A 22,879-nucleotide genomic window follows, 5' to 3' on the forward strand; every position below is an offset into this window, starting at 1 on the left:
TCTCCTGCTATTTCGATACTGCCGTGGCGCTGCTGTCGAGCGCGGCCTCGGCGGCCAGGCTGCGCACCGCGTTCAACCCGTACTGGCTGTGGGCGGCCACGATCTCGCGCAGCCGGGCCAGGTCCTTGCTCTCGATGGCATCCACGATTTCGGTGTGCTGGCGCATCGATTCGCCCAGGAACCCCGGGCCTTTCTTGTAGACCAGCCGGCCGCGATCGGCCTGGCCCCAGAGGTCCTTGACCAGCGCCGCCATCTTCTGGTTGGGCGTCTTGTCCAGGATGAAAGTGTGGAAACGCCGGTTGAGCCGGCCGTATTCCTGCGCCGCGTTCTGCTCGCCGAGCGTCCGCATTTCTGCCAGCATGTCGCGCAGCTTCGCGATCATCACGGCGTCGATGTAAGGTGCCGCCGCCACCGTCGCCTCGGGCTCGAGGATGCTGCGGACCTCGGTCAGCTCCACCAGTTCGTCGATGTTGGGTGCGGAGACGAATGCGCCGGTGTGGGGAATCACGGTGATCAGCCCCTCGGCCTGGAGCGCCCGCAGCGCCTCGCGCACGGGGATTTCGCTGCAGCCGAACTCCTCGGAGATCGGCTTGAGCAGCAGCCGGGTGCCGGGAGCAAGGACGCCCGTGGAAATGCGGTCCCGCATCTCCTCCAGGATCACCTGGGCCCGGGTCCGGTAGTCCGGACGAATCACTTCCAAGGACACGTGAACTCCATGTTTGTCCGGACAATATATGATATATCTTGACTCCGTCAATGCCGTCTTCCCCGATCGCCAGCGCCTGGGCGCGCGGCAAGAATCGAAGGCCCCACGCCCGGCGCCGCCCTGCCGGGTTCGCGCTTTTCGATGGAAAGGGACCACCGCATGCCACGCCACATCGTCTGCCTCACGTTCGATTTCGACGCGCAATCCGGCTTCATCTCGCGCGGGCTGACGACCCCGACGCCGCTGTCGCGGGGCGAGTTCGGCATCGTCGGGGCCGCGCGCATCCTGGACCTGCTCAAGGCTCACGGCATCCGCAGCACCTGGTTCGTGCCGGGCTTCACCATCGAGACCTACCCCGCCGTGTGCGAAGCGCTGGTCAAGGCCGGCCACGAGATCGGCCACCACAGCTGGACCCACACGGCGCCGGCGTTGCAGACCCGGGAGCAGGAAGAAGAGGACATGGTCCGCGCCAACGAGGCGATCCGGCGGCTCACCGGGAGCAAGGCGCGCGGCTACCGGTCGCCGGCCTGGGACCTCAGCGCCAACACCATCGACCTGCTGCTGGCCCAGGGGTTCGAGTACGACAGCAGCCTGATGGGCGCGGATTACCGGCCATACCGCGCGCGCCGCGGCGACGTCGTGGAACTGGGCAAGCCTCTTGGCTTCGGCGAGGAGACGTCGCTGGTGGAGATGCCGATCAGCTGGACGATGGACGACCACCCGCACTTCGAGTTCATGCGCCTGCCCAACTCGGTGATGCCCGGCCTGCAGTCGCCGCGCACGGTGCTGGAAGGCTGGCGCGACGAGTTCCTGTACATGAAGCAGAGCGTCGACTGGGGCGTGCTCACCTACACCATGCACCCTTACGTGATCGGGCGCGGCTACCGCATGCTGCACTTCGAGCAATTGGTGGACCGGCTGGTGCACGAAGGCGCGGTATTCATGACGATGGAGGAGGCCGCCAGGGAGTCCCTGCCGCACATCGTCAAGCGGACCAACGACGCGGCGGCCTTCTGACGATGGCGTCCCCGCAACAGACGGCAGCCGGTGCGGCCGCCGAGCCGATCGCCCTCGACGTCCACGCGCATCTCGTCCCGGTGCGGCACGAGCAGCTGGCGGCGCTGGACGGCGTCACCTGGGACGCGCAGCGGCGCGTGCTCGGCGTCGACGGCCACACCGTCGGCGTGCCCGCGCTCTACGACCCCGACGCACTGGTCGCCTGGATGGACAGTCACCAGGTGGCCAACGCCTGGATCTCGATCCCGCCGCCGTTCTACCGGCAGCAGCTCGCGCCGCAGGCCGCGCGACAGTGGATCGATTACCTCAACGACGGGCTGCAGGAGATCTGCGCCGGCCGTGGCGACCGCCTCGCGCCGCTGTTCCACCTGCCGGTGGAGCATCCCGAACTGGCCGCCAGGATCGCCGCGGAGCGCATCACGCGCCGAGCAAGAGGCTTTTCCATCGCCGCCGGCGGCGGCGCCACCCCGGTCTATTCCGACCCGCGGCTGGAGCCGCTGTGGACGGTGCTGGACGACGCGAACGCCTTTCTCTTCATCCATCCGGGCGCCTGCTGCGACGGGCGGCTGAAGGCGTTCTACCTGGACAACCTGGTCGGCAATCCGTACGAGACCTCGGTGGCGGCCGCGCACCTGATCTTCGGTGGCGTGTGCGAGCGCTTCCCCAACCTGCGGTTCTGCCTCGCCCACGGCGGCGGCGCGACGCCGATGCTGGCGGGGCGGCTGCAGCACGGCTATTCGACTGGGCGGGCCGGCATAGACACCAGCCGCGCGGCGCCGCAGGCGCTGCTGGCGCGCTTCCATGCGGACTGCATCACGCACGACAACACGGCCCTCGCGTTCGCGGCCGCGACGTTCGGCGAGGAGCGCATCCTGTTCGGCTCCGACTGGCCGTTTCCCATGGGCGTCCTGGAACCCCGGCAGCAGCTCGACTCGCTGCCGCCGGGCCTGCGCCGCAGGATCTTCCGGGACAACGCGCACGCCTTGCGCTCGCAGTACCGCGAGCCGCGACCCGCCACCACCACGCCGGAGGTTCCTCGATGAATGCACCGCGTCCGCAGGCAGTCCCCAAGGTCCAGGTCGACAACGGGCGGGTCACCGTCACCGAATGGAACTTCGCGCCCGGCGCCGAGACCGGCTGGCATCGGCACGGGCTGGATTACGTCGTGGTGCCCGAGGCCGACGGCCGGCTCAGCATCGAAGTCCGCGACGGCACCAGTTCGGTCAGCGAGCTGAAGGCGCACCAGAGCTACTTCCGCTCCGCCGGGGTCGAGCACAACGTGATCAACGACGGCGCGGTGGCGTTCTCGTTCGTCGAGATCGAGATCAAGTGACGGCCGCGGCCGGCCCGGGCCGCCTCAGCCGCGCACCGACGGATCGCGCTCGGGGCCGGCCACCACGCCTGCATCGTGCAGGCGCCCTACCGCGCCGGAGGCTAGCCCCAGCACCTCGTGCAGCACTTCGTCGGTGTGGGTGCCGAGCAGCGGCGCCGGCGGCGTCGGCTGCCGCGGCAGATTCGCCGCGCGCACGGTCGCTCCCGCCGCCAGGTGCGTGCCGATACCGGGCGTGGCGATCCGTTCGAACACCGGATTGGCTTGGCTGACGCGCGCGTCGGCCGCCACCAGCTCCGTCACGGTGTTGTAGCGGCCCCAGCAGACCTTGTGTTCCGCCAGTTCGGCCTCCGCCTGCGCGCGCGTGCGGGCGGCGAACCACGGCTCGACCAGGGCGGCGATCTCGTCGCGTGCCTCGTAGCGCTGCGCCTCGTCGCCGAAGTCCAGGCCCAGGCGCTGCTCCAGCGCCGCGATGCCATCGGCGATGCCACAGGCCTGCACCAGGGCCTTCCACTGGTTGGCCGAGATCGCCGCCACCATGATGCGGCCGCCGTCGGCGGTGCCGAAATCGCGTCCGAACGCACCGTACAGGTCGTTGCCCAGCGACGGCCGGTTCTGCTGCAGCAGTTCCGCCTCCGCCAGCACGCCCAGGTGGGACAACATGGTGAACGCCACGTCCGACAGGGCCAGCCGCAGTTCGGCGCCGGCCCCGGTGCGCTGGCGCTGCTGGGCGGCGGCCACGATGGCGAATGCGGCCTGGTAGGCGCAGGCCATGTCCCAGGCCGGCAGCACATGGTTCACCGGTCGCTGCACCGAGCCGCCGCCGGTGATGGCCGGATAGCCGGTGGCGCAGTTGACGGTGTAGTCGAGCGCCGTGGAGCCGTCGCCGTTGCCTTCGATGGTGCAGGTGATCACGTCGGGGCGCTTTGCGGCCAGAACGCCATGCGCCAGCCACGGCGTGCCGATGTTGGTCAGCAGGACGCCGCCGTCGGGGCCGGGTGCCGTGGCGAGCGCCTGCACCAGCTCGCGGCCCTCGGGCTTGCGCAGGTCGACGGCGACGGAACGCTTTCCCTTGTTGAGGGCCGTCCAGTAGAAGCTGCGCCCGCCGGGCAGGCGCGGCATGCGGCCGTAGTCGATCCCGCCGCCGATCATGTCCACGCGGATCACGTCGGCGCCGTACTGGGCCAGGGTGAGGCCGGCCAGCGGCGCGGCGACGAAGGCGGAGCTTTCGATGACGCGCAGGCCACCGAGGAAGGGATAGGTCACGCGGAAATCCTCGCGATGGAAGCGTCGGACGAAGAGTGGATCAGACCGGATCCCAGCAGAACACGTCGCCGGACCGGTCAAGCGGGAAGAACGAGGCGCGCAGTGACGGGATGGCGTGCGATGCCACGCTCTCCACGGTCCAGCCCTCGGAGCGGTGCACGGAGCGCAGCGGTCGCGACTGGCTCATGAGGAAGATCTCGTTGTTGCGCACGGCGAAGACCTGGCCGCTCACGCCGGCGGCGGCATCGCTCGCGAGGTGGATCGCCAGCGGCGCGATCTTGTCGGGCGTCATCTGCTTCAGCCGCTCCACCCGTGCCCGCTCCTCGGGCGTTTCTGTCGGGATCGAGCTGGTCATGCGGCTCCAGGCGAACGGCGCGATGCAGTTGGAGCGCACGTTGAACTTCTGCATGTCCAGCGCGATGGACTTCGAGAGCGCCATGACGCCCAGCTTGGCGGCCGCGTAGTTCGCCTGGCCGAAGTTGCCGATCAGGCCGGACGTGGAGGTCATGTGCACGAAGCTGCCGCCGCCCTGCTCCTTGAAATGCAGCGCCGCCGCCTTGCTGGTGTGGAACGCGCCGTACAGGTGCACCTTGAGCACGGAGTCGAAGTCGTCCAGGCTCATCTTGTGGAAGATGCGGTCGCGCAGGATGCCGGCGTTGTTCACCACGCAGTCGATGCGCCCGAAGGTTTCGACGGCCAGGTCGACCATGCGCTGCGCGCCGGCGGCATCGGCCACGCTGTCGCCGTTATGCACCGCCTCGCCGCCAGCGGCGCGAATTTCCTCGACCACCTGCTGTCCCGGGTTCAGGCCGGTCGCGTCGCCGGTGAGCGAGGCGCCGATGTCGTTGACGACCACCCTGGCGCCGCTCGCCGCCATCGCGATGGCGAGCGCGCGGCCGATGCCGCCGCCCGCGCCGGTCACCAGCACCACCTTGCCGTCCAATGCCTTGCCGTTTGCGTGCGTCATGTCCTTGCTCCTGTCGAAGCGGTCTTGTCCCGGGCCAGCGCGTCCTCCAGCAGGCTGCGCGCGACCACCTTGAGCGCCAGCGTTTCCTCCGCGCCCTCGAAGATCGACAGCACCCGGGCGTCGACGAAATAGCGGCTTACCGCCGTTTCCTCGGCATACCCCATGCCGCCGTGGATCTGCAGCGCCTCGCGCGTCACCAGTTCGGCCGAGCGGCAGGCCAGCAGCTTGACCAGGCTCGCTTCCATGCGGCCCTGGCCCTCGTCCAGCATGCACGCCACGCGGTAGGCGAGGCGCCGGCAGGCCGCGAAGCGCGCCGCCATGGCCGCGATCTTCACCTGCGTCAGCTGGAAGCCGGCGAGCGGCGCGCCGAACACCTTGCGGTCGCCCGCGTAGCGGATCGCCGCCTGAAGCGCGGCCTTCATCACCCCCAGCGCCCGCGCCGCGGTCTGCATGCGCCCGCCGGTCATCCCGGTCATGGTGAAGTAGAAGCCCTTGCCCAGCCCGCTTTCCTCGCCGATCAGGTTCGCCGCCGGAACGAAGTAGTCCTCGAACGCCAGGTCGAAGGAATGCATGCCGCGGTAGCCGATGGTCGGGATCGCGCGGCCCTGCAGGCGCCCGCCGCGCTCCTGCGTCACCGTGAACTCATGGTCCTCGGTGGATGGCTTTTCCACCAGCAGCAGGCTCAGCCCGCGGTGGCCGGCCGATCGATCGGGGTCGGTGCGCGCCACCACCATCAGCACGCCCGCCTTGCCGGCGAAAGTGCACCAGGTCTTGGCGCCATTGAGCAGCCAGCCACCTTCGGTGCGCGTGGCCTTGAGCGCCAGGCTGGCAACGTCCGAGCCGAAGTCCGGCTCGGTGATCGCGATCGCGCACAGCGGGTCGCCGGCGGCCAGGCCCGGCAGCCAGCGCTGCTTCTGCGCCTGCGTGCCGCCCGCCAGCAGCGCGCGCGCCAGGATCTCCGGCCGCGTGATGAGGCTGCCGGCCGCGGCGAGCGACGCTTCGGACAACGCCTCGGTGACCACCACCATCATTTGCGTGTCGTGGCCATCGGCCGGCGCCGTGCCGCCGTAGGCTTCCGGGATGGACAGGCCGAACACGCCCATCTCGCGCATCGGCTGCAAGAGCGACTCGGGCACCGTGAGGTCGTGGCGATGGATCTTCTCGGCCATCGGCGCCACCACGTCGGCGGCGAAGCGGCGGAAGCCGTCGCGCGCCATGGTCAACTGGTCGTCCAGGCGCACGTCGCCGATCTCGGATCGGCCGCCGGCGACCGCGTGTCCCACCTGCGCCTGGACCTTCGCGCTTGCCGCCTCGCGCCGCAGGCGCGCGAGTTCCGCGCTCGCCGCCAGCGCGTGCAGCGACTGCGGATCGAGGTCCAGTTCCAGGAACAGCGGCTCGAGCCGGCGCAGAACGGCGCCGGCCGCCTCGGCGATGAACAGGAGCGCCAGGCGCTCGTCGAGCTCGCCCATCTCGCCGTCGGCGGCTGCCAGCGTTTCCGCGGCCAGCAGGTCGGCGCCGGCCCAGGCGATTTCGTAGCTGGCGAGTTGCTGCTCGTCGAGCCTTTGCGCATCGAGCTTGCCGCCGCGGGCGCAATCGGCAGCCAGCGCGGCGACGGCGGCATCGAACAATGCGCGCAATGGAGCGAGCACCGGTGGCGCCAGGGTGGACAGCGTCATGACCGCAGCACCAGTGCGTCCACGGCCAGCACCCCCTGCCCTTGCGGCAGCACCATCAGTGGATTGACCTCGGCCTCGGCGATTCCCAGTTGCGGTCGCACGGCCAGTTGCGAGAGCGAGCAGACCGCCTGCGCCAGCGCCTCCAGGTCGCCGCGCGGCCGGCCGCGCAGTCCGGCCAGCGAGCGGAACGCCTTGACCTCGGACACCATCTCGCGCGCCGTCTCCATGGTCACGGGGGCGAGCCGAAGCGCGCGGTCCTGGGCGACTTCGGCCCAGATGCCGCCGGCCGCCAGCATCACGACCGGTCCGGCTTCCGCGTCGACGCGATAGCCGACCAGAGCCTCCATGAGGCCTTTGCGCATGGGTTGCACCAGGACCTCGTCGCAGGCGACGCCCGGCGCACGCTCGGCGAGGTTGCGGCGCAAGGTGGCGAATGCCTCGCCCAGCTGCGACGAATCGGCGATGCCCAGCACGACGCCGCCGACTTCGGTCTTGTGCGGGATCTGCGCGCTGCAGACCTTGGCCACCACCGGGAAGTCGAACGGCAGTTCGCGTGGCGCCTGCGCCAGCGGCATCGTCACGGCCGGCGCATGCGCGATCTCCAGGCGTTGCAGCAGCTCGTACGCCTGCGCTTCGCTGACGAAGGCGCCAGCCCCGGCGCGCTGCGCCTGGGCCGTCGCGGCCGGACCCGGCTGGCGCCGCCGCAACACGGCGGCGATCGCGTCCGCGCAGGGCTCCGGGCTGCGGAAGCACGGCACGCCGGCAGCCGTCAACTCGGCCAGTGCCTGCGGTGCATCGGGCACCAGCATCGCGGCCAGCGGCCTGGCGCCGGGCCGGCTGTCCGCGCTCTCGAGAATCGGCTTGACGGCCAGCTGCGGCTGGAAGCGCGCCGAGGAACCGACCACCGCCAGCACCAGGTCGAACTCGGGCGCCTGCAACAGGATCGCCAGCACCTTCTTCATGGTTTCGTAGTTGGCCCCGGCCAGCGTGACGTCGAGCACGCGTCCCGGGGTGCACGGCAGGCCGTCGCGGGCCAGCCGCGCCAGCGTCTCTTCACTGGGCGGCTGCACCATCACGTCGCGCACGCCGAGCTGGTCCACCACCATCGCGGCGCCGCCGCCGGTCGTCGTGACCACGCCCACGCGCGGCGCACGATGGCCGTGCGACACGTCCAGCGGAATGCGCCGTGCCAGCGCCGGCGCTTCCAGCAGCGCCTCCAGGTTGTCGACGCGGGCGATGCCCAGGCCGCGGAAGAAGGCGTCCGCAACGTCGTCCTCGCCGGCCAGCGCGCCGGTGTGCGTCACCGCCATTTCGGCCGCGGCTTCCGAGCGGCCCAATTTGTACGCGATCACCGGCTTTCCGCGGCGCGCCGCCTCGCGCGCGAACTGCTGCAGCTGTGCGCCGTGGCGCAGGCTTTCGAGGAACAGGACGTAGCTGTCGATCTCCGGATCGTCCAGCGTGGCGAGGCCGATCTCGCCCAGGCTCAGGTCCGCTTCGCCCCCGACCGAAACGAGACCGGCGAAGCCGACGCCGCGCGCCTTGCCGCGCGACAGCAGCGCGCCGATCATGCTGCCGCTGTGGGAGGCCACGAACACCTTGCCGCGCGGCAGGTCAGGTTCGGCGAAGGCGGCGTTCGCCGTGAGGATCAGTCCGGTCGAGGGATGCACGACGCCCAGGCTGCTCGGCCCGAGCACGCGCACGCCGGTCTCGCGGCTCAATCGGCGCAATTCCTCCTCGCGGGCCTGGCCCTCGGGTCCGGCCTCGGAAAAACCGCCGGCCAGCACCGTCACCACTTTCACGCCGAGCCGGGCGCATTCGCGCACCGTGCCGACGACATGTTCCGTCGCCGTCATGACGAACGCGTGCTCCGGCACTTCGGGCAGCGCGGCCAGGTCGGGCCAGGCCTGCTCGCCTTGCACCGCGTCGCGCTTCGGATTGATCGGGTAGACGGCGCCGGCGAACCCGCTGCGGCGCAGGAACTGCAGCGGCCGGGCCGCAGGCTTGGCGAGATCGTCGGAGACGCCGACCAGCGCGACGCTGCGCGGACGCAGCAGGGCCTGCGCGAGCGCGGCGCCGGTGAGCACAGTGGACGCGGCCATCAGCGGGCCTTCTCCGGACGCTGCGGGAAGGTACGGTCGAACACGCCTTCGGCGATCCGGTTCTTCAGGATCTCGATCGAGCCGCCGGCGATCATCCAGCCGCGCGTGCGGCGCAGGCAGTACTCGACCAGCAGGTCCTCGGTGAAGCCGATGCCGCCCATCACCTGCATCGCCTCGTTGGCCACTTCCCAGCCCGCCAGGTTGCACGCAAGCTTGGCCATGGCCGTGCTCTGCGCCGAGGGCAGGCCGTGCTCGCCTTCGATCGCGGCGCGGTACAGCATCAGCTGCGCCTGCTCCAGCTTCATCGCCATCTCGGCGAACTTCCACTGGATGCCCTGGAACTCGCACAGCGCCCGGCCGAACTGCTTGCGCTGCAGCGCGTGCTCCCGGGCCAGGTTGAAGCAGTAGCGGCCGCAGGCCAGCGCGCGCGACGCGTTGCCCAGGCGTTCCACGTTGAAGCCGGAGATCTGCTTCTTGAAGCCGCCTTCGCCCAGCAGCAGGTTCGCCTTGGGGATGCGCACGTTCTCGAAATACAGCTGGCCCCAGGCCTCACCGTTCATGAAATTGGTGCGCTGGCCGACCTGGAAGCCGGGCATCCCGCGCTCGACCAGCACCGACCCGATGCCTTGCACGCCCGGGCCGAAGCGCACGTACACCAGGAAAAGGTCCGCCTCCAGGCTGTGCGAGGAGAACACCTTGCTGCCGTTGATCACGTACTCGTCGCCTTCGAGCCGCGCCGTGGTCTTGAGCTCGGTGACGGCCGACCCGGCCTCGGGCTCGCTCATGCCCAGCGAGATCAGTTTCCGGCCGCCCAGCAGGTCGGGCAGGAAACGCGCCTTCTGCTCCGGGGTGGCGTATTCGACGAAGGTGCGCAGCGGCCCGAAGTTGCCGACCTGCACGATGTCGGCGCTGCGCGGGCAGACCAGGGCCACCTGCTGGATCGCCAGCACGGCGTGCATCAGCGTGCCGCCCTGGCCGCCGTCCTCCTCGGGAAACGCGATCCCCATCAGGCCCTGTTTCGCGATCAGTTCGGCGGCCTCCCAGGGCCATTCGGTGGAATGCGCGCGTTTGAGGGCGCCTGCGGCGAGTTGTTCGCGCGCGAAGCGCGCGACCGAGTCGGCGAAGGCCTGTTGCTCTTCGCTCAGTTCAAAGTCCATGTGCAGTCCTTGGGATGGCGGCGCGGCAGCGGCCGCGTGCGGAAGGTGAGACCAGACGCCATCGTAGCGCCCCGACTCCTCACGAAAAAGCGATATTTCGTTCAACCGAAGTGAAGAAAACCTGATCAGGTGGCGGGCTGCCCGCGCCCCGCCGCCGCGTCAATCCAGCGAGAAGTTGGCGCTCTTGACGACCGCGCCCCATTGCCTGATCTCCTTGTCGACGAACCTCGCGAACTCCTCCGGCGTCCCGCCGATCGGGTCGCCGCCCAGCGACTGCAACTGCTTCCTGACCTCCGGCATGCCCAGGATCCTGTTCACCTCCCGATTGAGCTTGTCGATGATGGGCTTGGGCGTGCCGGCCGGCGCCGCCAGGCCGTTCCACGAGAGCACGTGGAAGTCGGGCAGCCCCGCCTCGGCCATCGTCGGCACGTCGGGCAGTTCGGGGATGCGCCTGGGGCTGGCGGCCGCGAGGGCTCGCAGCTTGCCCGCCTGCACGTGCGGCACCAGGCCCAGCGACGTCATGAAGCCCATCGTCACGTTGCCCGCCAGCAGGTCGTTCAGCGCCGGCCCGGCGCCCTTGTACGGGATGTGCACGGCGTCGATGCCGGCGCGGTACTTGAGCATCTCGCCGGCCAGGTGCGGCGAGCCGCCGACGCCGGTGGAGGCGTAATTCAGCTTGCCCGGCTGGGACTTCGCCAGGGCCAGCAGTTCCTGAAGGGTCTTCGCCGGAACCTGCGGATTGACCACCAGGACACTGGGCGACGCCATGAACTGCACGATCGGGGCGAGGTCTTTCTGGGTGTCGTAGTTCAGCTTCTTGTACACCGACATGTTGGTGGCGTTGGCGATCGTCTCGACCAGCAGCGTGTAGCCGTCGGGCGCCGCGCGCACCACCTGCTCGGTGGCGATGTTGGAGCCGCCGCCGGGCTTGTTCTCCACGATCACCGGTTTGCCCAGCGCCTTGGCGAGGTGGTTGGCCACCAGACGCGCGATGATGTCCGTGGGGCCGCCGGGCGCAAAGCCGACGACGATCGTGACCGGGCGCGACGGATAGCTTGCCGCGTCTTCCGCCGCGGCTGCCGGCCGCAGGCCGGCGAGGCCGGTGGATAGCGTGGCCATGGCCACCGTCAGCGCTCTTCGGCTGTGCTGCATCGTTGCGTCTCCTGGATCTGGTGGGACGGGCGCGCGCAGGCGGGGCCGCGTGCGGCGCGCGGGGAAAAAAATTCTATTGGCGCGCCGCCCGCCGGCGGGCGCTATATTTCTTCAACTTCAAGTGAAGAAAAACTGATGAAGCTGTCCTTCTTCGACACGCTCGATGCAGTGCTGCGCACCGGCAGCCTGGCCGGCGCCGCGCGCGAGATGCACGTCACGCCCAGCGCCGTCAGCATGCAGATGAAGCAGATGGAGGCGCACTTCGGGCAGCCGCTGTTCGACCGTGCCGGCCTCACCGTGCGTCCGACGCCGCTGGCCCGGCAGATCGCCGACGTGATGCGCGAGCCGATGAAGCGGGTGGAGGCGCTGCGGCGCCGCACGACCACGCAGGTGGAAGGGTCGATGCGCCTGGGCGTCATAGAGACCATGCAGGCAACGCTGCTGCCCGCCGCCGTCGCCTACCTGCGCTCGCATCATCCGGCGCTGCAGGTCCGGCCGGTGCGCGGCCGCACCGTCGAACTGCTGGATGCCGTGAAGGCCGGCAGGCTGGACGCCGCGATCGTGGTGCAGCCCTCGACCGGCGGCTCGCAGCGGCTCGCCTGGCATCCGGTCCTGCGCAAGGAACTGGTGCTGCTGGCGCCGCCCCAGGCGACGCAGGAGCGGCCGGCCGTCCTGTTCAAGAATTACGAGTGGATCCGCTTCGACCCCGACACCAGCGCCGGGCGCATGGCGGCGCGCTGGGTGCGCAAGCACGCGCCCGGGGCGCGGCCGACGATGGAACTGCAGTCGGTGCAGGCCGTGGTCGCGATGGTCAGCGCCGGCCTGGGCGTGTCGATCGTGCAGCAGCCGGATGCGCTGATGACGCTGGCCCATCCCGTGCGCGTGCTGCGCCTCGGGCGCGGCGCGCCGGCGGTGCAGGTATCGCTGGTGTCCCGGCCCGCCGACGCGGCAAGCCGCAAACTCGAGGTGCTGCGCGATGCGCTCGCCTCGGTCCCGGCGGAGCTGCTCGGGGCGGCTGGCCACTGAAACGGAGGACTCCGCATGCATTACGACCTCACCGACCTGCGCCTGTTCGTTCACGTCGGGGAACTCCTGAACCTCACGCGCGCGGCGGAAAAGAGCTTCCTGTCCGTGCCGTCGGCGAGCCTGCGCATCAAGCAGCTGGAAGAGAGCCTGCAGGCGCCACTGCTGATCCGCCATGCCAAAGGCCTCCAGCTCACGCAGGCCGGCGAAACCCTGCTGCGCCATGCGCGCGTCGTGCTGCGGCAGCTCGAGGTGCTGCATGCGGACCTGCGGCCTTATGCGAAAGGCATCAAGGGGCGGATCCGGCTCCAGGCCAACAGCACCGCAACCAACACGTTCCTGGCCGATGCCCTGTCCGCCTTCCTCAACGACAACCCCGACATCGACATCGAGCTCGAGGAGCAGCCCTCGCGCGAAATCATCTCCGCGGTCGCCAAGGGAATCGCCGATCTGGGCATCGTCGCCGGCACCGTGGCCGCGGACGAACTGGACGTGCTGCCGCTCTACGCCGACGAACTGGTCGTCATCTCGCATCCGCACGACCCGATCACCCGCCACACCTCCCTGCGCCTGGCCGACATGCTGGACACCTGCCGCTTCGTCGGGCTGAACCAGTTCAATTCGATTCAGGTGTTCCTCGACCGCATCGCGCACGGCCTGGGCAAACGCGTGAACCTGCGCATCCAGGTCGGCAGTTACGACGCGGTCTGCCGCATGGTGGAGGCGGGGGCCGGCGTCGCCGTCGTGCCGCGCGCGTTCGCGCCAGGCTATGCCGGCCACGACAACCTGCGTTTCCTGCCGTTGCAGGACAGCTGGGCCCGGCGCGAGATCAGCCTGGTGCGCCAGCACCAGCGGCTGCTGCCGACGTTCAGCGAGGCGCTGATCCAGCACCTGGTCGACGCGGCCGCGCAGCAGCGCGGCAAGTCACCCGCGCGTTGAGCAACGGCCTCAGACCGGCGTCAGCCACTCGTGGCGGTCGGGTACGAGCCCGCGCACGGTGTCGAAGTAGGTCTTCTGCAGGCGCCGCGTGATCGGGCCTGGCTGGCCGTCGCCCACGGGAAGACGGTCGATGGCGACCACCGGGATGATCTCCTGGCCGGTGCCGCACACGAAGGCTTCCTCGGCGAAGTACAGCTCGCTGCGGTCGACGTCGCGCTGCGCCACCGGCTGGCCGGTCAGTTCCTCGTGCAGGGTGATGATGGTGTCGCGGGTGACGCTCTCGAGGATGTTGCTGCCAAGGCCGGGCGTGATCAGCTTGCCGTCGCGCACCATGAAGAAGCAGGCGATCGGCGCTTCCGAGACCTTGCCAGCCGGCGTCAGCATCAGCGCGCCGTCGTAGCCGTCGGCCTTCGCCTGAAGCTGCGTCAGCCGGGCGCTGTGGTAGTTGGCGGTTGCCTTGATGCGCGGCGGACTCGCGTTGTCCGACAGCCGCGTCCACGAGCTCACCCCGAGGCTCATGCCGGTCTCGGCGTACTTGGGCCGCTCGCGCGGCGAGGCGGCGGCCGTGAAGCCGACCGGCCCGGTCTGCGCCATCAGCCCGAGTGCTTCGACGTAGACCAGCAGGCGCACGTAGACGTCGTCGTCCGGCTCGTTCGCGCGGATCAGGCGCGTGAGCAGCGCGGCAACTTCGTCGACCTCGAACCGGCGGTCCATCCGCATCACCTTCATGCCCGCCTGCAGGCGCCTGACGTGCTCGGCCAGCCGGAAGATCTTGAAGGCACCGGTTTCCGGGTTGCGGTAGGCCCGCAAGCCCTCGAACACGGCCGTGGCGTACGTCATCGCCAGCGACATCGGGTGCACCCGGGCTTCGGCGTAAGGCAGCAGCTCGCCGTTCTGCATGATCACGCGTGGTTGCCACATGCCTTGTCAATCCTTCTTCATTCCGAGCTCGGGCACCAGGCGAGCCATGTCCTTGAACACGCTCACGGTGGTGGATTGGAACTCCTCCTGGTTCTTGTAGGAAGCCGTGCCCTTGAGCTTGCCGACCAGTTCCTTGAAGCCGGCCGACCGCACCATGTCGGCGGACGCGGCGTTCCATTCACGCACGACCTCGGGCGGCATGCCGGCCGGACCGGCGATGCCGTAGAAGATCGGCACCGACACCGGGAAACCGAGGTCCTTGTAGGTCGGCACCTGAGGATACTCCGGGATCTTGTCCGGGCCGCTCTCGGCGAGCAGACGAATGGTGCCCGCGGCCGCGTACGGCGGGAACTCCGCGGCGACCAGCGCCTGGATGTCGCCGCCCAGCAGCGCCCTCATCGCGTCGGCGCCGCCCTTGTAGGGGACGTACGTCGCCTGGATGCCGGCCGCCTTGAACGCCGCCTGCGTCGAGACATGGGTGGCGCCGTTGGTCGCGGCGGTCGACCAGAACAGCTTGCCCGGATTGGCCTTGGCCCAGGTCATGAGCTCGGGCATCGTCTTGAACTGCGAGTCCGACTTGACGAACAGCGGCTGCGCGCTCACCAGGAACTGGAACAGGTAGGTGAAGTCCTTGGCCGGGTCGTAATTGACGGCCTGGAAGTGCGGCGCCACCGTGAACGGGCTGCTGGTCGCGAGCACCACGGTGTAGCCGTCCGGCTTGGAACGCGCCGTGTGCGCCGCGGCGATGGTGGCGCCCGCGCCCGGCTTGTTCTCGACGATCACCGGCACCTTCCAGCGTTCGCGCAGGAAGTCGGCGATCCACCGCGCCGACATGTCGCCACCGCCGCCGGGCGCGAAGCCAACGACGATGGTGACCTGGCGCGAAGGGAACTTCTCGGCCGGCTGCGCGAGCGCGGCGGCGGCGGCGACCAGCGATGCAAACAGCACCGCAAGCAACCTGAACCAGAACTTGACCATGACTGTCTCCTTTATCGGTTGACGATGCCCACGCGCTCCATGGTTTCCACGAGCCACGCGGGCGATACCACACCTTCGCTGATGGCCGCTATCCGCTGCGACTCTTTTTCGATCTTCTGCACGACCTCGCGCGCCACGGCCTCGGCCCGCTCGAGGGGAATCACCACCACGCCGTCGTCGTCGCCGAGAACGATGTCCCCGGACCGCACCTCGACGCCGGCGCAGGTCATCGGCTCGCGCAGCCATGCCGGGCCGTCCTTGCGGCACTGCTGCGCGTGCACGCCGGTGGCGAACACCGGCCATCCCGCCGCGCGCAGCCGTGCGGCATCGCGCACGACCCCGTCGAGCACGATGCCCGCCAGCCCCTTGTGGTGCGCCGCGGCGGCCATGATCTCGCCGACGGGCGCCGCCAGTTGCCCGCCTTGCTGGTCGGCGACGACGACGTCGCCGGGCTGCGCGTCCTTGACGGCCACGTGCATGCCGAGGTTGTCGCTCACGGGCAGCCGCAAGGTGTAGGCCGGGCCGAGCACCCGCATGCCCGGCGCCAGCGGCTTGACGCGCGCGTGCAGCACGTGGCCGGGCCCCAGCACGTCGCTCACGGTCGCCACCGGCAGTTCGCGATACAAGGCCAGCAGCGCTGCCGGCGGGCGTGGGAAGTCGGGACCGAAGGTGAGCATCGTTTCAGCCTCGCATCGCCTTGAGTTGCTGGCGGTAACCCACCGGGTCGACCAGGACGTCGATCACGCACGGCTTGCCGGCCGCGAGCGCGGCCTCGAGCGCCGCCGTGTACTGCGCCTCGTCGCGCGCCTGCCAGCCGGTGCCGCCCAGGCCGTTCATGACCTGCGCGAAGTCCTCCCGCCGTTCCCAGCGCACGCCGCGGGTCGGCAGGTCGCGGCTTTGCTGCTTGATGTCGATCTGCGACAGCGCGCCGTCGTTGAAGACGACGACGATCAACGGCGCGCCGGTGCGCACCGCCGTCGACAGCTCGCCCAGGCACATCAGCAGGCCGCCGTCGCCGGTGAAGCACAGCACCGGCCGCGACGGATCGTCCAGCGCGGCCGCGATGGCCGCCGGCAGCGCGAAGGCCATCGTCGCCAGGCCGTTGGAGATCAGGATGTCGCCGGGCTGCTGGCACGGGAAGAAGGTGGTCGCCGAGAACATGTGGGCGCCGGCATCGACCGACAACCGCGCGGACAGGCCGCGCCGGGCACAGACTTCGGCCGCGAGGGAAGCGATGCGATCCGGCGCCACGCCGCTGGCGACGGGCCCGTAGGCCAGGCGCTCGCGCATCGTGCTGCGCAATTGCGCCAGCTCCTCGGCACGCCAGCCGCACTGCTGGTGCCGCAGTCCCTCCTCGAGCGCCGCCAGCACGAGACCCAGCGGCCCGATGGCGCGCGCGTCCGGTTCGATGTAGTGCACGGGGTGGGGCGCAGCGGCGATCTCCACCGCCGGCTTTCCGTACGGCCATGGCTGCAGGATCATCTCGACCGGGTCCAGGCCCACCATCACCAGCAGGTCCGACCGGCCCAGGCATTCCGCTTCCTGGGTGCCGCCGGTGAAGATCCCCACCACCTGCGGATCGTCGTCCGGCAGCACGCCCTTGCCCTTGTACGTGGCCAGCACCGGGCAGCCCAGTGTCGCCACCAGCCGCCGGGTCTCGGCCGGATGGCGGCGCGCTTCCAGCCCGACCAGCACGACTGGCCGGCGTGCGCGCGCGACGCGCTCGCGCACCTGCTCCACCGCCGCCGGGTCCAGCGGTGCGGCCTCCTTCGCCCGCGCGGCGGCCGCCTTGCGCGCGGCCGGCACCAGCCGGCGGGCCGCCGGCCCCGTGAGCTCGACGTGGACCGGGCCGAACGGCGGCGTGCAGGCCAGCCGCAGCAGCTGATCGATCTCCTGCACCGGGTCGGCCCCGTCCAGGCGGCCGTGGGCTTTCACCACCGGCGCCAGCATCGCCGCCTGGTCGAACACCTGGTGCGTGATGTAGGCCGTCTGCGCCGGCGTGAAGCCGTCGGTGACGACCAGCACCGGCGCCCGGTCCAGCGACGCGCAGGCCACGCCGTTGGCGCCATTGGCGACGCCGGGCCCCTTGGTCACCAGGGCCACGCCCGGCACCCCGCTGGTCTCCGCGACCGCCCCGGCCATCATCACCGCGCCGTTCTCGGTCCGCGTGAGCACGAACTCGATGCCGACCGCGGCGGCGGCCTCCATCACGTCCAGCGACGAACCGCCACCGGGCACGCCGAAGATGCGGCGCACGCCGGACTCGGCCAGGGCCCGCGCAAATGCCTGGGCGACAGTGATCTCTTGTGTCATGGAAGCTCTAGCGCCGGATGTAGGGATTGGCGACGGGGCCGCCGGTGTAGAACCAGACGCTCTTGGTCTGCAGGTATTCGCGGATCGCGTCGATGCCGTTCTCGCGCCCCAGGCCCGACGCCTTGTAGCCGCCGAACGGCGTCGTGTAACTGGTGGAGCGGTAGGTATTCACCCAGACCGTGCCCGCCACCAGCCGGTTGGACATCTCCACGGCGCGGCGCAGGCTCTCGGTCCAGACCCCGGCCGCCAGCCCGTAGTTGGTGCCGTTGGCGATGCGGATCGCTTCCTCGTCGTCCTTGAAGCGCATGACGCACAGGACCGGGCCGAACACCTCTTCCCGGGCGATGCGCATGTCGGGCGTCACGTCGGCGAAGATCGTGGGCTTGACGAAGCGCCCGCCCGCACCCGGCGGCGGCTCGGCCGCCCCGCCGCCCATGACACAGCGCGCACCTTCCTTCTTCGCGATCTCGATGTAGTCGACCACCTTGCAGTACTGCGGCTCCGTCGTGATGGGCCCGATCTGGGTGTCGGGCGACATCGGGTCGCCCAAGCGTGCCGTGGCGGCGAGCTTGACCAGCCGGTCCAGGAACTCGTCGTGGATCGAATCCTGCACCAGCAGGCGCGAGCCCGCGATGCAGGTCTGCCCGCTGGCGGCGAAGATGCCGGAGATCGCCCCCGACAGCGCGTCATCCAGTCGCGCGTCCTCGAACACGATGTTGGCCGACTTGCCGCCCAGCTCCAGCGTCACGTGCTTGAAATCGGCGGCGGCGGCGACGTTGACGTGACGGCCGCCGCTTTCGCCGCCAGTGAAGGCCACCTTGCGCACGAGCGGATGCGCGACCAGCGGTTCGCCGACTTCGCTGCCGTAGCCGGTGACCACGTTGATGACACCGGGCGGCAGCCCGGCCTCGGCTGCGAGCGCCGCGAACTCCAGCGTCGACGCGGACGTGAACTCGGAGGGCTTGATCACCACCGCGTTGCCCGCGGCCAGCGCCGGCGCGACCTTCCACGCCATCAGCAGCAGCGGCGAGTTCCACGGCGTGATGCACGCCGTGACCCCGATCGGCTCCTGGCGCGTGAAATTCAGCACCCCGGGCTTGTCGATCGGCGGCACCGTCCCCTGCACCTTGTCGGCGAGACCGCCGTAGTAGTGGAACCACTCGGTGAGGTAGCGGCACTGGTTGCCCATCTCGGCGAACAGCTTGCCGTTGTCGCGGACCTCGATCGTGGCGAGCCGCTCGGCGTGCCGGGCGACCACGTCGCCGAGGCGGCGCAGCGCGTGGCCGCGCTGGGTGGCCGTCATCCTGGCCCAGTCGCCGGTGCGCATCGCACGCTCGGCGGCCTGCACCGCGCGCTCCACGTCGCCGGGGCCACCGCGCGGAATTCGCGCCCACGGCTGGCCGGTGTAGGGATTGAGGGTCTCGAACCACTGGCCTGATTCCGGGTCGGTCCATTCGCCGCCGATCAACAGCTGATACTGCTGCATGGAGTCTCCTCTCACCCGGCCTTGACCGGCAGGTCGACGACCAGGTTGCGATAGCCGTCGACGGTCACGACGGCCGCGTCGGGCACGACGACCGTGGACTCGCGCTCCTCGATGATGGCCGGCCCCTGCAGGCGCGCACCCGGCACCAGCCGATAACGGTCGTAGACCGGCGTGGCGGCGAAGGCGCCGCGGGTGACGCTGAATGCCTGGCGCTCGCCCTTGCGGGCGCTGTCGGCGCGGTCGCGCGCGGTCGCGTCGCTCACGCTGGGCGCCTGGGTCCTGGCCGTCAGTTCCGGCGTGGGCCCTTGCACCACGACCCGCCACGACACGATCTCGGCCGGCGTGTCCTTCTCGACGCGCCCGTACAGATCTTCATAGCAGCGGTCGAACTCCCGCGCGAGCTGCTCGCGCACGCTGGCGCCGTCCTCCAGACCCGGAACCGGCACCTCCACCTCGTAGCCCTGGCCGACATAGCGCATGGCCGCGCTCACGCGCACCTGGCAATCGGCCTCGGCCACCCCCGAATTGAGCAGCAGCGCCCGGCCCTTGCGCTCGAGGCCGGCGATCATCTCGCGAAGCGCGGGCAGGTCGAGCTGCGCCAGGCTCGACACCGACGCCTGCACGAACTGGAACGACATCGGCGAGGCGAGGAAGCCGAACGCCGAGGCGACGCCCGCGCCAATGGGGATGATCGCCCGTTTCATGCCCAGCTTCTGCGCCACGTGGCAGGCGTGGACCGGCCCGGCGCCGCCGATCGGCACCATGACGTAGTCCGAGGCCTTCTTGCCCTTCTCCAGCGCATGGATGCCGGCCGCCTGCGCCATCGTTTCGTTCACCGTCTCGTGGATGCCGAACGCCGCCTCCGTGAGCGTGATGCCCAGCGGCGTGGCGATGCGGTCCTGCAGCGCGCGCTCGGCGGCGGCGCGATCGAGCTTCATGTCGCCGCCCAGGAACGCATTGGCGTCCAGGTAGCCGAGCAGCAGGTCGGCGTCGGTCACGGTGGGATCGGCGCCGCCCTGGCCGTAGCAGGCCGGCCCCGGCACGGCGCTGGAGCTGTCCGGGCCGACCTGGATCAATCCCAGCTGGTTGATGCGCGAGATGCTGCCGCCGCCCGAGCCGATCTCGATCATGTCCACCGCCGGGACCTTGAGCGGGATGCCGCTGCCCTTGCGGAACCGCTGCAGCCGGGCGACCTCGAAGTCGGTCGTCACCGTCGGCTGGCCGCCGTCGATCAGGCAGGCCTTGGCGGTGGTGCCGCCCATGTCGAAGCAGAGGATCTCAGGCGAGCCCGCCAGCCGGCCGATCAGCGACGTCGCCTGCACGCCGCCTGCCGGGCCGGACTGGACGAGTCGGATCGGATATTCGATGGCGGTGTCCGAATGCACGGTGCCGCCGTCCGACTGCATCAGGTACAGGTCGCGATGGATCCCCATGCGCTTCAGGCCTTCGATCAGCCCCGAGATGTACTTGCGAAACAGCGGCTGCACGTACGCATTGCACACCGCGGTGGCCGTGCGCTCGTATTCGCCGATCTCCGGCATGACCTCGCTCGAGACACACACGGTGACCTGCGGCAGGCGCTGCTCCAGGATCCGCTTGGCCTGCATCTCGTGGTCGGCGCGTTTGAACGAATGCAGGAAGCACACGGCGACGGCCTCGACGCCCGACGCGGCGATCTGCTGCGCGACCTGCTCCAGCGCCGTCGTGTCGAGCGGCTCGACGATGCTGCCGTCGTAGGCGACGCGCTCCTTCACCTCGAACCGCAGCGAGCGCGGCACCAGCGAGGCGACCGGCGTGAGGAACAGGTCGTAGATGTCGTAGCGCCACTCGCGGGCGATCTCGAGCACGTCGCGGAAACCCGCGGTGGTGACCAGCGCCGTGCGCACGCCCTTGCGCTCGATCAGCGCATTGGCGACCAGCGTTGTGCCGTGGATGACGTGCTCGACGTCGGCGGCGGCGACCTTGTTGTTTCCGAGGATCAGCTCGATCCCGCCGAGCACCCCGCGCGAGGGGTCGTCCGGCGTCGTGAGCACCTTCTCGTTGAAGAGCCGTCCGGTGGCCGCATCCGTCATCACCAGGTCGGTGAAGGTGCCGCCGATGTCGACGCCGATGCGCCAGTTCGCCTTGCCGTTGCCTGCCTTCATTTGCCTGCGCCCCCGGTCTGCGCCAGCGCCGCCGACACTTCGGCCGCCGTCAATCCGTAATCGCGCTGCGCTGCCGCCGCCGAAACGACGCCGTCGCGCAGGTCGCGTGCCAGGGCCGCGCGGTCACGCTGCGCGGGGTCGTACATTCCGCCGCCGCCCGGGGTCTCGAAGGTCACCACCTGTCCGGCCTGCAGCGTCATCACGGTCTTGGCGGGAATGCGCTCGTCGTCGACCAGGTCGGCACCGGCGGCGCCGTCCAGGCCGCCGAGGAAGCCGCGCGGTGCGTGCTTGACCCGCTCGTGGCGGATCATGAAGGTGAGCGGATCGGGCGAGAGGGAGCGGAAGGACAGGCGCTGGCCCAGCCCGCCGCGGTACTTCCCGGCGCCCCCGCTGTCCACCAGCAGCCGCTTTTCCGTCACCAGCATCGGTGCCTGGTTCTCGAACTGCTCGATCGGGCTGTTGGCCACGTTGGTCGGGAAGCTCAGGCACGACGGACCGTCGCTGTTGCCGCGCGCGCCGTAGCCGCCGCTCATGAAGAACATCTTGACGAACTTGCGCTGCTGCCGGTCGGTGCCCTTGAAGTAGACGTTCCAGATCGGCGAGCCGCTGTCGGCCGCGATGCGCTCCGGGATCACCTGCGACAGCGCGCCGAAGATCGCGAACGGCAGGTAGTGGCCCGAAAGGTGTCGCCCCCACACCGGCGCCGGCCGCCGCGGGTTCACGAGGCAGCCCTCGGGCGCGAGGATGGTGAGCGCCCGCAGCCCTCCGTCGTTGTTGGGGGCGGTGGGGTCGAACGCGCACTTGATCGCGTATGCGCTGTACGCGAAGGTGAAGTTCATCACCGAATTCACCGGCTTGTCGACCTGCGCGTCGGTGCCGGCGTAATCGACGACGATTTCGGAGCCCTGCTTGCGGATCGCACAGCGGATGGTGAGCGGATGCTCGAAGCCGTCGGCCGTGACCTCGTTGTGGAATTCGCCGTCGGGCACCGCCTCGAGCTGGCGCCGCATGCTGTTCTCCGACCGCGCCAGGATCTGGTCGGTCACCAGCCGCAGGTCGGCGATGCCTTCCTCCTGCAGCATCCGCAGCAGCTTGCCCTGGGCCAGCTCGTAGGCGGCGAACTGCGCGCGGATGTCGCCGAGCGTTTCCTGCGGCTCGCGCAGGTTCTCGGTGAGGAAGGCGATCACGTCGGGGTTCTCCTCGCCCCGGCGCACGATCTTCACCGCCGGAATGCACAGCCCCTCCTCGAACGAGTCCTTGGCGAACGGCGAGGGCGCGCCGCCGATGTCGACGGTGTGGAACGTCGATCCGACGAAGGCGACGAGCTCGTCGCCGCGGAAGACCGGCCGCACCATCGTGATGTCGTTCAGGTGGCCGGTGCCGAGCCACGGGTCGTTGGAGATCAGGACGTCGCCGGGCTCCAGCGTGTGCTTCGGGTGGCGCTGCAGGATCGCCGCCAGCGTCCGCGGCATGGTGCCGAGGAACGACGGAATCGAGCGCGACGACTGCGCGAACACCCGTCCGTCCGGATCCATCAGCGAACAGGCCAGATCCCAGTTCTCCCTGACCACGACGGAGAACGAGGTGCGGACGAAGGTCTGCGCCACCTCGTCCATGAGGCCTGTCAAGCGCTGCCAGACGATGCCCAGCTGCAAGGCACTGATGCTCATGTGTTGTCCCTGTCGATCGGAAGCGGCCAGTGTGC

19 protein-coding genes are annotated in these 22,879 nt (G+C 69.9%); 5 read left to right on the forward strand and 14 right to left on the reverse strand.

Translation table 11 applies throughout. The features are described from left to right. Positions 1-7: 7 nt before the first annotated feature. The gene (locus RAMLITH_RS21990) at positions 8-706 is read right to left on the reverse strand and encodes an FCD domain-containing protein (RefSeq protein ID WP_168109586.1); all 699 of its coding nucleotides are present in this window, start codon (positions 704-706) and stop codon (positions 8-10) included. 159 nt (positions 707-865) lie between these two features. Between RAMLITH_RS21990 and RAMLITH_RS21995 the strand changes: the two genes are divergently transcribed. Genes RAMLITH_RS21995 through RAMLITH_RS22005 form a run of 3 tightly spaced genes read left to right on the forward strand, consistent with a single transcriptional unit; the run spans position 866 to position 3,056 of the window. After that, positions 866-1,723: a polysaccharide deacetylase family protein gene (locus RAMLITH_RS21995; protein WP_168109587.1), complete on the forward strand. Its 858-nt coding sequence runs from the start codon at positions 866-868 to the stop codon at positions 1,721-1,723. Positions 1,724-1,725: 2 nt separating this feature from the next. Continuing rightward, positions 1,726-2,766: an amidohydrolase family protein gene (locus RAMLITH_RS22000; protein ID WP_168109588.1), complete on the forward strand. Its 1,041-nt coding sequence runs from the start codon at positions 1,726-1,728 to the stop codon at positions 2,764-2,766. Then, the gene (locus tag RAMLITH_RS22005; protein ID WP_168109589.1) at positions 2,763-3,056 is read left to right on the forward strand and encodes a cupin domain-containing protein; all 294 of its coding nucleotides are present in this window, start codon (positions 2,763-2,765) and stop codon (positions 3,054-3,056) included. Before RAMLITH_RS22000 ends, RAMLITH_RS22005 begins: the two co-directional genes overlap by 4 nt. Before the next feature lie 24 nt (positions 3,057-3,080). Here RAMLITH_RS22005 and RAMLITH_RS22010 read toward each other — a convergent pair whose 3' ends face one another. From RAMLITH_RS22010 to RAMLITH_RS22035, 6 genes are all read right to left on the reverse strand, one after another. Further along, positions 3,081-4,319, reverse strand: a complete 1,239-nt coding sequence (locus tag RAMLITH_RS22010; protein ID WP_168109590.1) for a CoA transferase — start codon at positions 4,317-4,319, stop codon at positions 3,081-3,083. Positions 4,320-4,359: 40 nt separating this feature from the next. Beyond that, positions 4,360-5,286, reverse strand: a complete 927-nt coding sequence (locus RAMLITH_RS22015; RefSeq protein ID WP_168109591.1) for an SDR family NAD(P)-dependent oxidoreductase — start codon at positions 5,284-5,286, stop codon at positions 4,360-4,362. Then, positions 5,283-6,962 carry an acyl-CoA dehydrogenase family protein gene (locus RAMLITH_RS22020; protein ID WP_168109592.1) on the reverse strand — a complete coding sequence of 560 codons (1,680 nt, stop codon included), beginning with the start codon at positions 6,960-6,962 and terminating at the stop codon, positions 5,283-5,285. Before RAMLITH_RS22020 ends, RAMLITH_RS22015 begins: the two co-directional genes overlap by 4 nt. Continuing rightward, a complete protein-coding gene (locus RAMLITH_RS22025; RefSeq protein WP_168109593.1) occupies positions 6,959-9,061 on the reverse strand; it encodes an acetate--CoA ligase family protein in 2,103 nt (700 codons plus the stop codon). Before RAMLITH_RS22025 ends, RAMLITH_RS22020 begins: the two co-directional genes overlap by 4 nt. Continuing rightward, positions 9,061-10,218 (reverse strand): acyl-CoA dehydrogenase family protein, encoded by a 1,158-nt coding sequence (locus RAMLITH_RS22030; protein WP_168109594.1) that lies wholly within the window; start codon positions 10,216-10,218, stop codon positions 9,061-9,063. Before RAMLITH_RS22030 ends, RAMLITH_RS22025 begins: the two co-directional genes overlap by 1 nt. A 159-nt stretch (positions 10,219-10,377) precedes the next feature. Continuing rightward, positions 10,378-11,370 carry a Bug family tripartite tricarboxylate transporter substrate binding protein gene (locus RAMLITH_RS22035; protein WP_168109595.1) on the reverse strand — a complete coding sequence of 331 codons (993 nt, stop codon included), beginning with the start codon at positions 11,368-11,370 and terminating at the stop codon, positions 10,378-10,380. A gap of 135 nt (positions 11,371-11,505) precedes the next feature. Here RAMLITH_RS22035 and RAMLITH_RS22040 point away from each other — a divergent pair, with 135 nt between their 5' ends. Both RAMLITH_RS22040 and RAMLITH_RS22045 read left to right on the forward strand, forming a co-directional pair. Next, on the forward strand, positions 11,506-12,396 hold the full coding sequence (locus RAMLITH_RS22040; protein ID WP_168109596.1) for a LysR family transcriptional regulator: 891 nt from the start codon (positions 11,506-11,508) through the stop codon (positions 12,394-12,396). Positions 12,397-12,411: 15 nt separating this feature from the next. Then, positions 12,412-13,332: a LysR family transcriptional regulator gene (locus tag RAMLITH_RS22045; RefSeq protein WP_168109597.1), complete on the forward strand. Its 921-nt coding sequence runs from the start codon at positions 12,412-12,414 to the stop codon at positions 13,330-13,332. Positions 13,333-13,341: 9 nt separating this feature from the next. Here RAMLITH_RS22045 and RAMLITH_RS22050 read toward each other — a convergent pair whose 3' ends face one another. From RAMLITH_RS22050 to RAMLITH_RS22080, 7 genes are read right to left on the reverse strand one after another with little or no spacing between them, the layout of a single operon-like run. Then, entirely contained in the window at positions 13,342-14,253 is a 912-nt protein-coding gene (locus tag RAMLITH_RS22050; RefSeq protein ID WP_168109598.1) for a branched-chain amino acid transaminase, read from the reverse strand. Positions 14,254-14,259: 6 nt separating this feature from the next. Continuing rightward, the gene (locus tag RAMLITH_RS22055; protein WP_168109599.1) at positions 14,260-15,231 is read right to left on the reverse strand and encodes a tripartite tricarboxylate transporter substrate binding protein; all 972 of its coding nucleotides are present in this window, start codon (positions 15,229-15,231) and stop codon (positions 14,260-14,262) included. Between the two features lie 11 nt (positions 15,232-15,242). Beyond that, positions 15,243-15,908, reverse strand: coding sequence for an RraA family protein (locus RAMLITH_RS22060; RefSeq protein WP_168109600.1), 666 nt, complete (start codon positions 15,906-15,908; stop codon positions 15,243-15,245). Between the two features lie 4 nt (positions 15,909-15,912). Continuing rightward, entirely contained in the window at positions 15,913-17,544 is a 1,632-nt protein-coding gene (locus RAMLITH_RS22065) for a thiamine pyrophosphate-binding protein (protein WP_168109601.1), read from the reverse strand. Between the two features lie 7 nt (positions 17,545-17,551). Next, positions 17,552-19,030 carry an aldehyde dehydrogenase gene (locus RAMLITH_RS22070; protein WP_168109602.1) on the reverse strand — a complete coding sequence of 493 codons (1,479 nt, stop codon included), beginning with the start codon at positions 19,028-19,030 and terminating at the stop codon, positions 17,552-17,554. A gap of 11 nt (positions 19,031-19,041) precedes the next feature. Further along, the gene (locus RAMLITH_RS22075) at positions 19,042-21,174 is read right to left on the reverse strand and encodes a hydantoinase/oxoprolinase family protein (RefSeq protein WP_168109603.1); all 2,133 of its coding nucleotides are present in this window, start codon (positions 21,172-21,174) and stop codon (positions 19,042-19,044) included. Further along, positions 21,171-22,844: a hydantoinase B/oxoprolinase family protein gene (locus RAMLITH_RS22080; RefSeq protein ID WP_168109604.1), complete on the reverse strand. Its 1,674-nt coding sequence runs from the start codon at positions 22,842-22,844 to the stop codon at positions 21,171-21,173. The genes RAMLITH_RS22075 and RAMLITH_RS22080 overlap by 4 nt, the downstream gene beginning before the upstream one ends. Between the last annotated feature and the right edge of the window lie 35 nt (positions 22,845-22,879).

It is taken from the genome of Ramlibacter lithotrophicus, from assembly GCF_012184415.1.
GTDB classification, from domain to species: Bacteria; Pseudomonadota; Gammaproteobacteria; order Burkholderiales; family Burkholderiaceae_C; genus Ramlibacter; species Ramlibacter lithotrophicus.

Coding starts and splice junctions, on each gene's coding strand:
- RAMLITH_RS21995 (WP_168109587.1), top strand. CDS start 866: ATGCCACGCCACATCGTCTGCCTCACGTTCGATTTCGACGCGCAATCC.
- RAMLITH_RS22000 (WP_168109588.1), top strand. CDS start 1,726: ATGGCGTCCCCGCAACAGACGGCAGCCGGTGCGGCCGCCGAGCCGATC.
- RAMLITH_RS22005 (WP_168109589.1), top strand. CDS start 2,763: ATGAATGCACCGCGTCCGCAGGCAGTCCCCAAGGTCCAGGTCGACAAC.
- RAMLITH_RS22015 (WP_168109591.1), bottom strand. CDS start 5,286: ATGACGCACGCAAACGGCAAGGCATTGGACGGCAAGGTGGTGCTGGTG.
- RAMLITH_RS22020 (WP_168109592.1), bottom strand. CDS start 6,962: ATGACGCTGTCCACCCTGGCGCCACCGGTGCTCGCTCCATTGCGCGCA.
- RAMLITH_RS22025 (WP_168109593.1), bottom strand. CDS start 9,061: ATGGCCGCGTCCACTGTGCTCACCGGCGCCGCGCTCGCGCAGGCCCTG.
- RAMLITH_RS22030 (WP_168109594.1), bottom strand. CDS start 10,218: ATGGACTTTGAACTGAGCGAAGAGCAACAGGCCTTCGCCGACTCGGTC.
- RAMLITH_RS22035 (WP_168109595.1), bottom strand. CDS start 11,370: ATGCAGCACAGCCGAAGAGCGCTGACGGTGGCCATGGCCACGCTATCC.
- RAMLITH_RS22040 (WP_168109596.1), top strand. CDS start 11,506: ATGAAGCTGTCCTTCTTCGACACGCTCGATGCAGTGCTGCGCACCGGC.
- RAMLITH_RS22045 (WP_168109597.1), top strand. CDS start 12,412: ATGCATTACGACCTCACCGACCTGCGCCTGTTCGTTCACGTCGGGGAA.
- RAMLITH_RS22050 (WP_168109598.1), bottom strand. CDS start 14,253: ATGTGGCAACCACGCGTGATCATGCAGAACGGCGAGCTGCTGCCTTAC.
- RAMLITH_RS22055 (WP_168109599.1), bottom strand. CDS start 15,231: ATGGTCAAGTTCTGGTTCAGGTTGCTTGCGGTGCTGTTTGCATCGCTG.
- RAMLITH_RS22060 (WP_168109600.1), bottom strand. CDS start 15,908: ATGCTCACCTTCGGTCCCGACTTCCCACGCCCGCCGGCAGCGCTGCTG.
- RAMLITH_RS22065 (WP_168109601.1), bottom strand. CDS start 17,544: ATGACACAAGAGATCACTGTCGCCCAGGCATTTGCGCGGGCCCTGGCC.
- RAMLITH_RS22070 (WP_168109602.1), bottom strand. CDS start 19,030: ATGCAGCAGTATCAGCTGTTGATCGGCGGCGAATGGACCGACCCGGAA.
- RAMLITH_RS22075 (WP_168109603.1), bottom strand. CDS start 21,174: ATGAAGGCAGGCAACGGCAAGGCGAACTGGCGCATCGGCGTCGACATC.
- RAMLITH_RS22080 (WP_168109604.1), bottom strand. CDS start 22,844: ATGAGCATCAGTGCCTTGCAGCTGGGCATCGTCTGGCAGCGCTTGACA.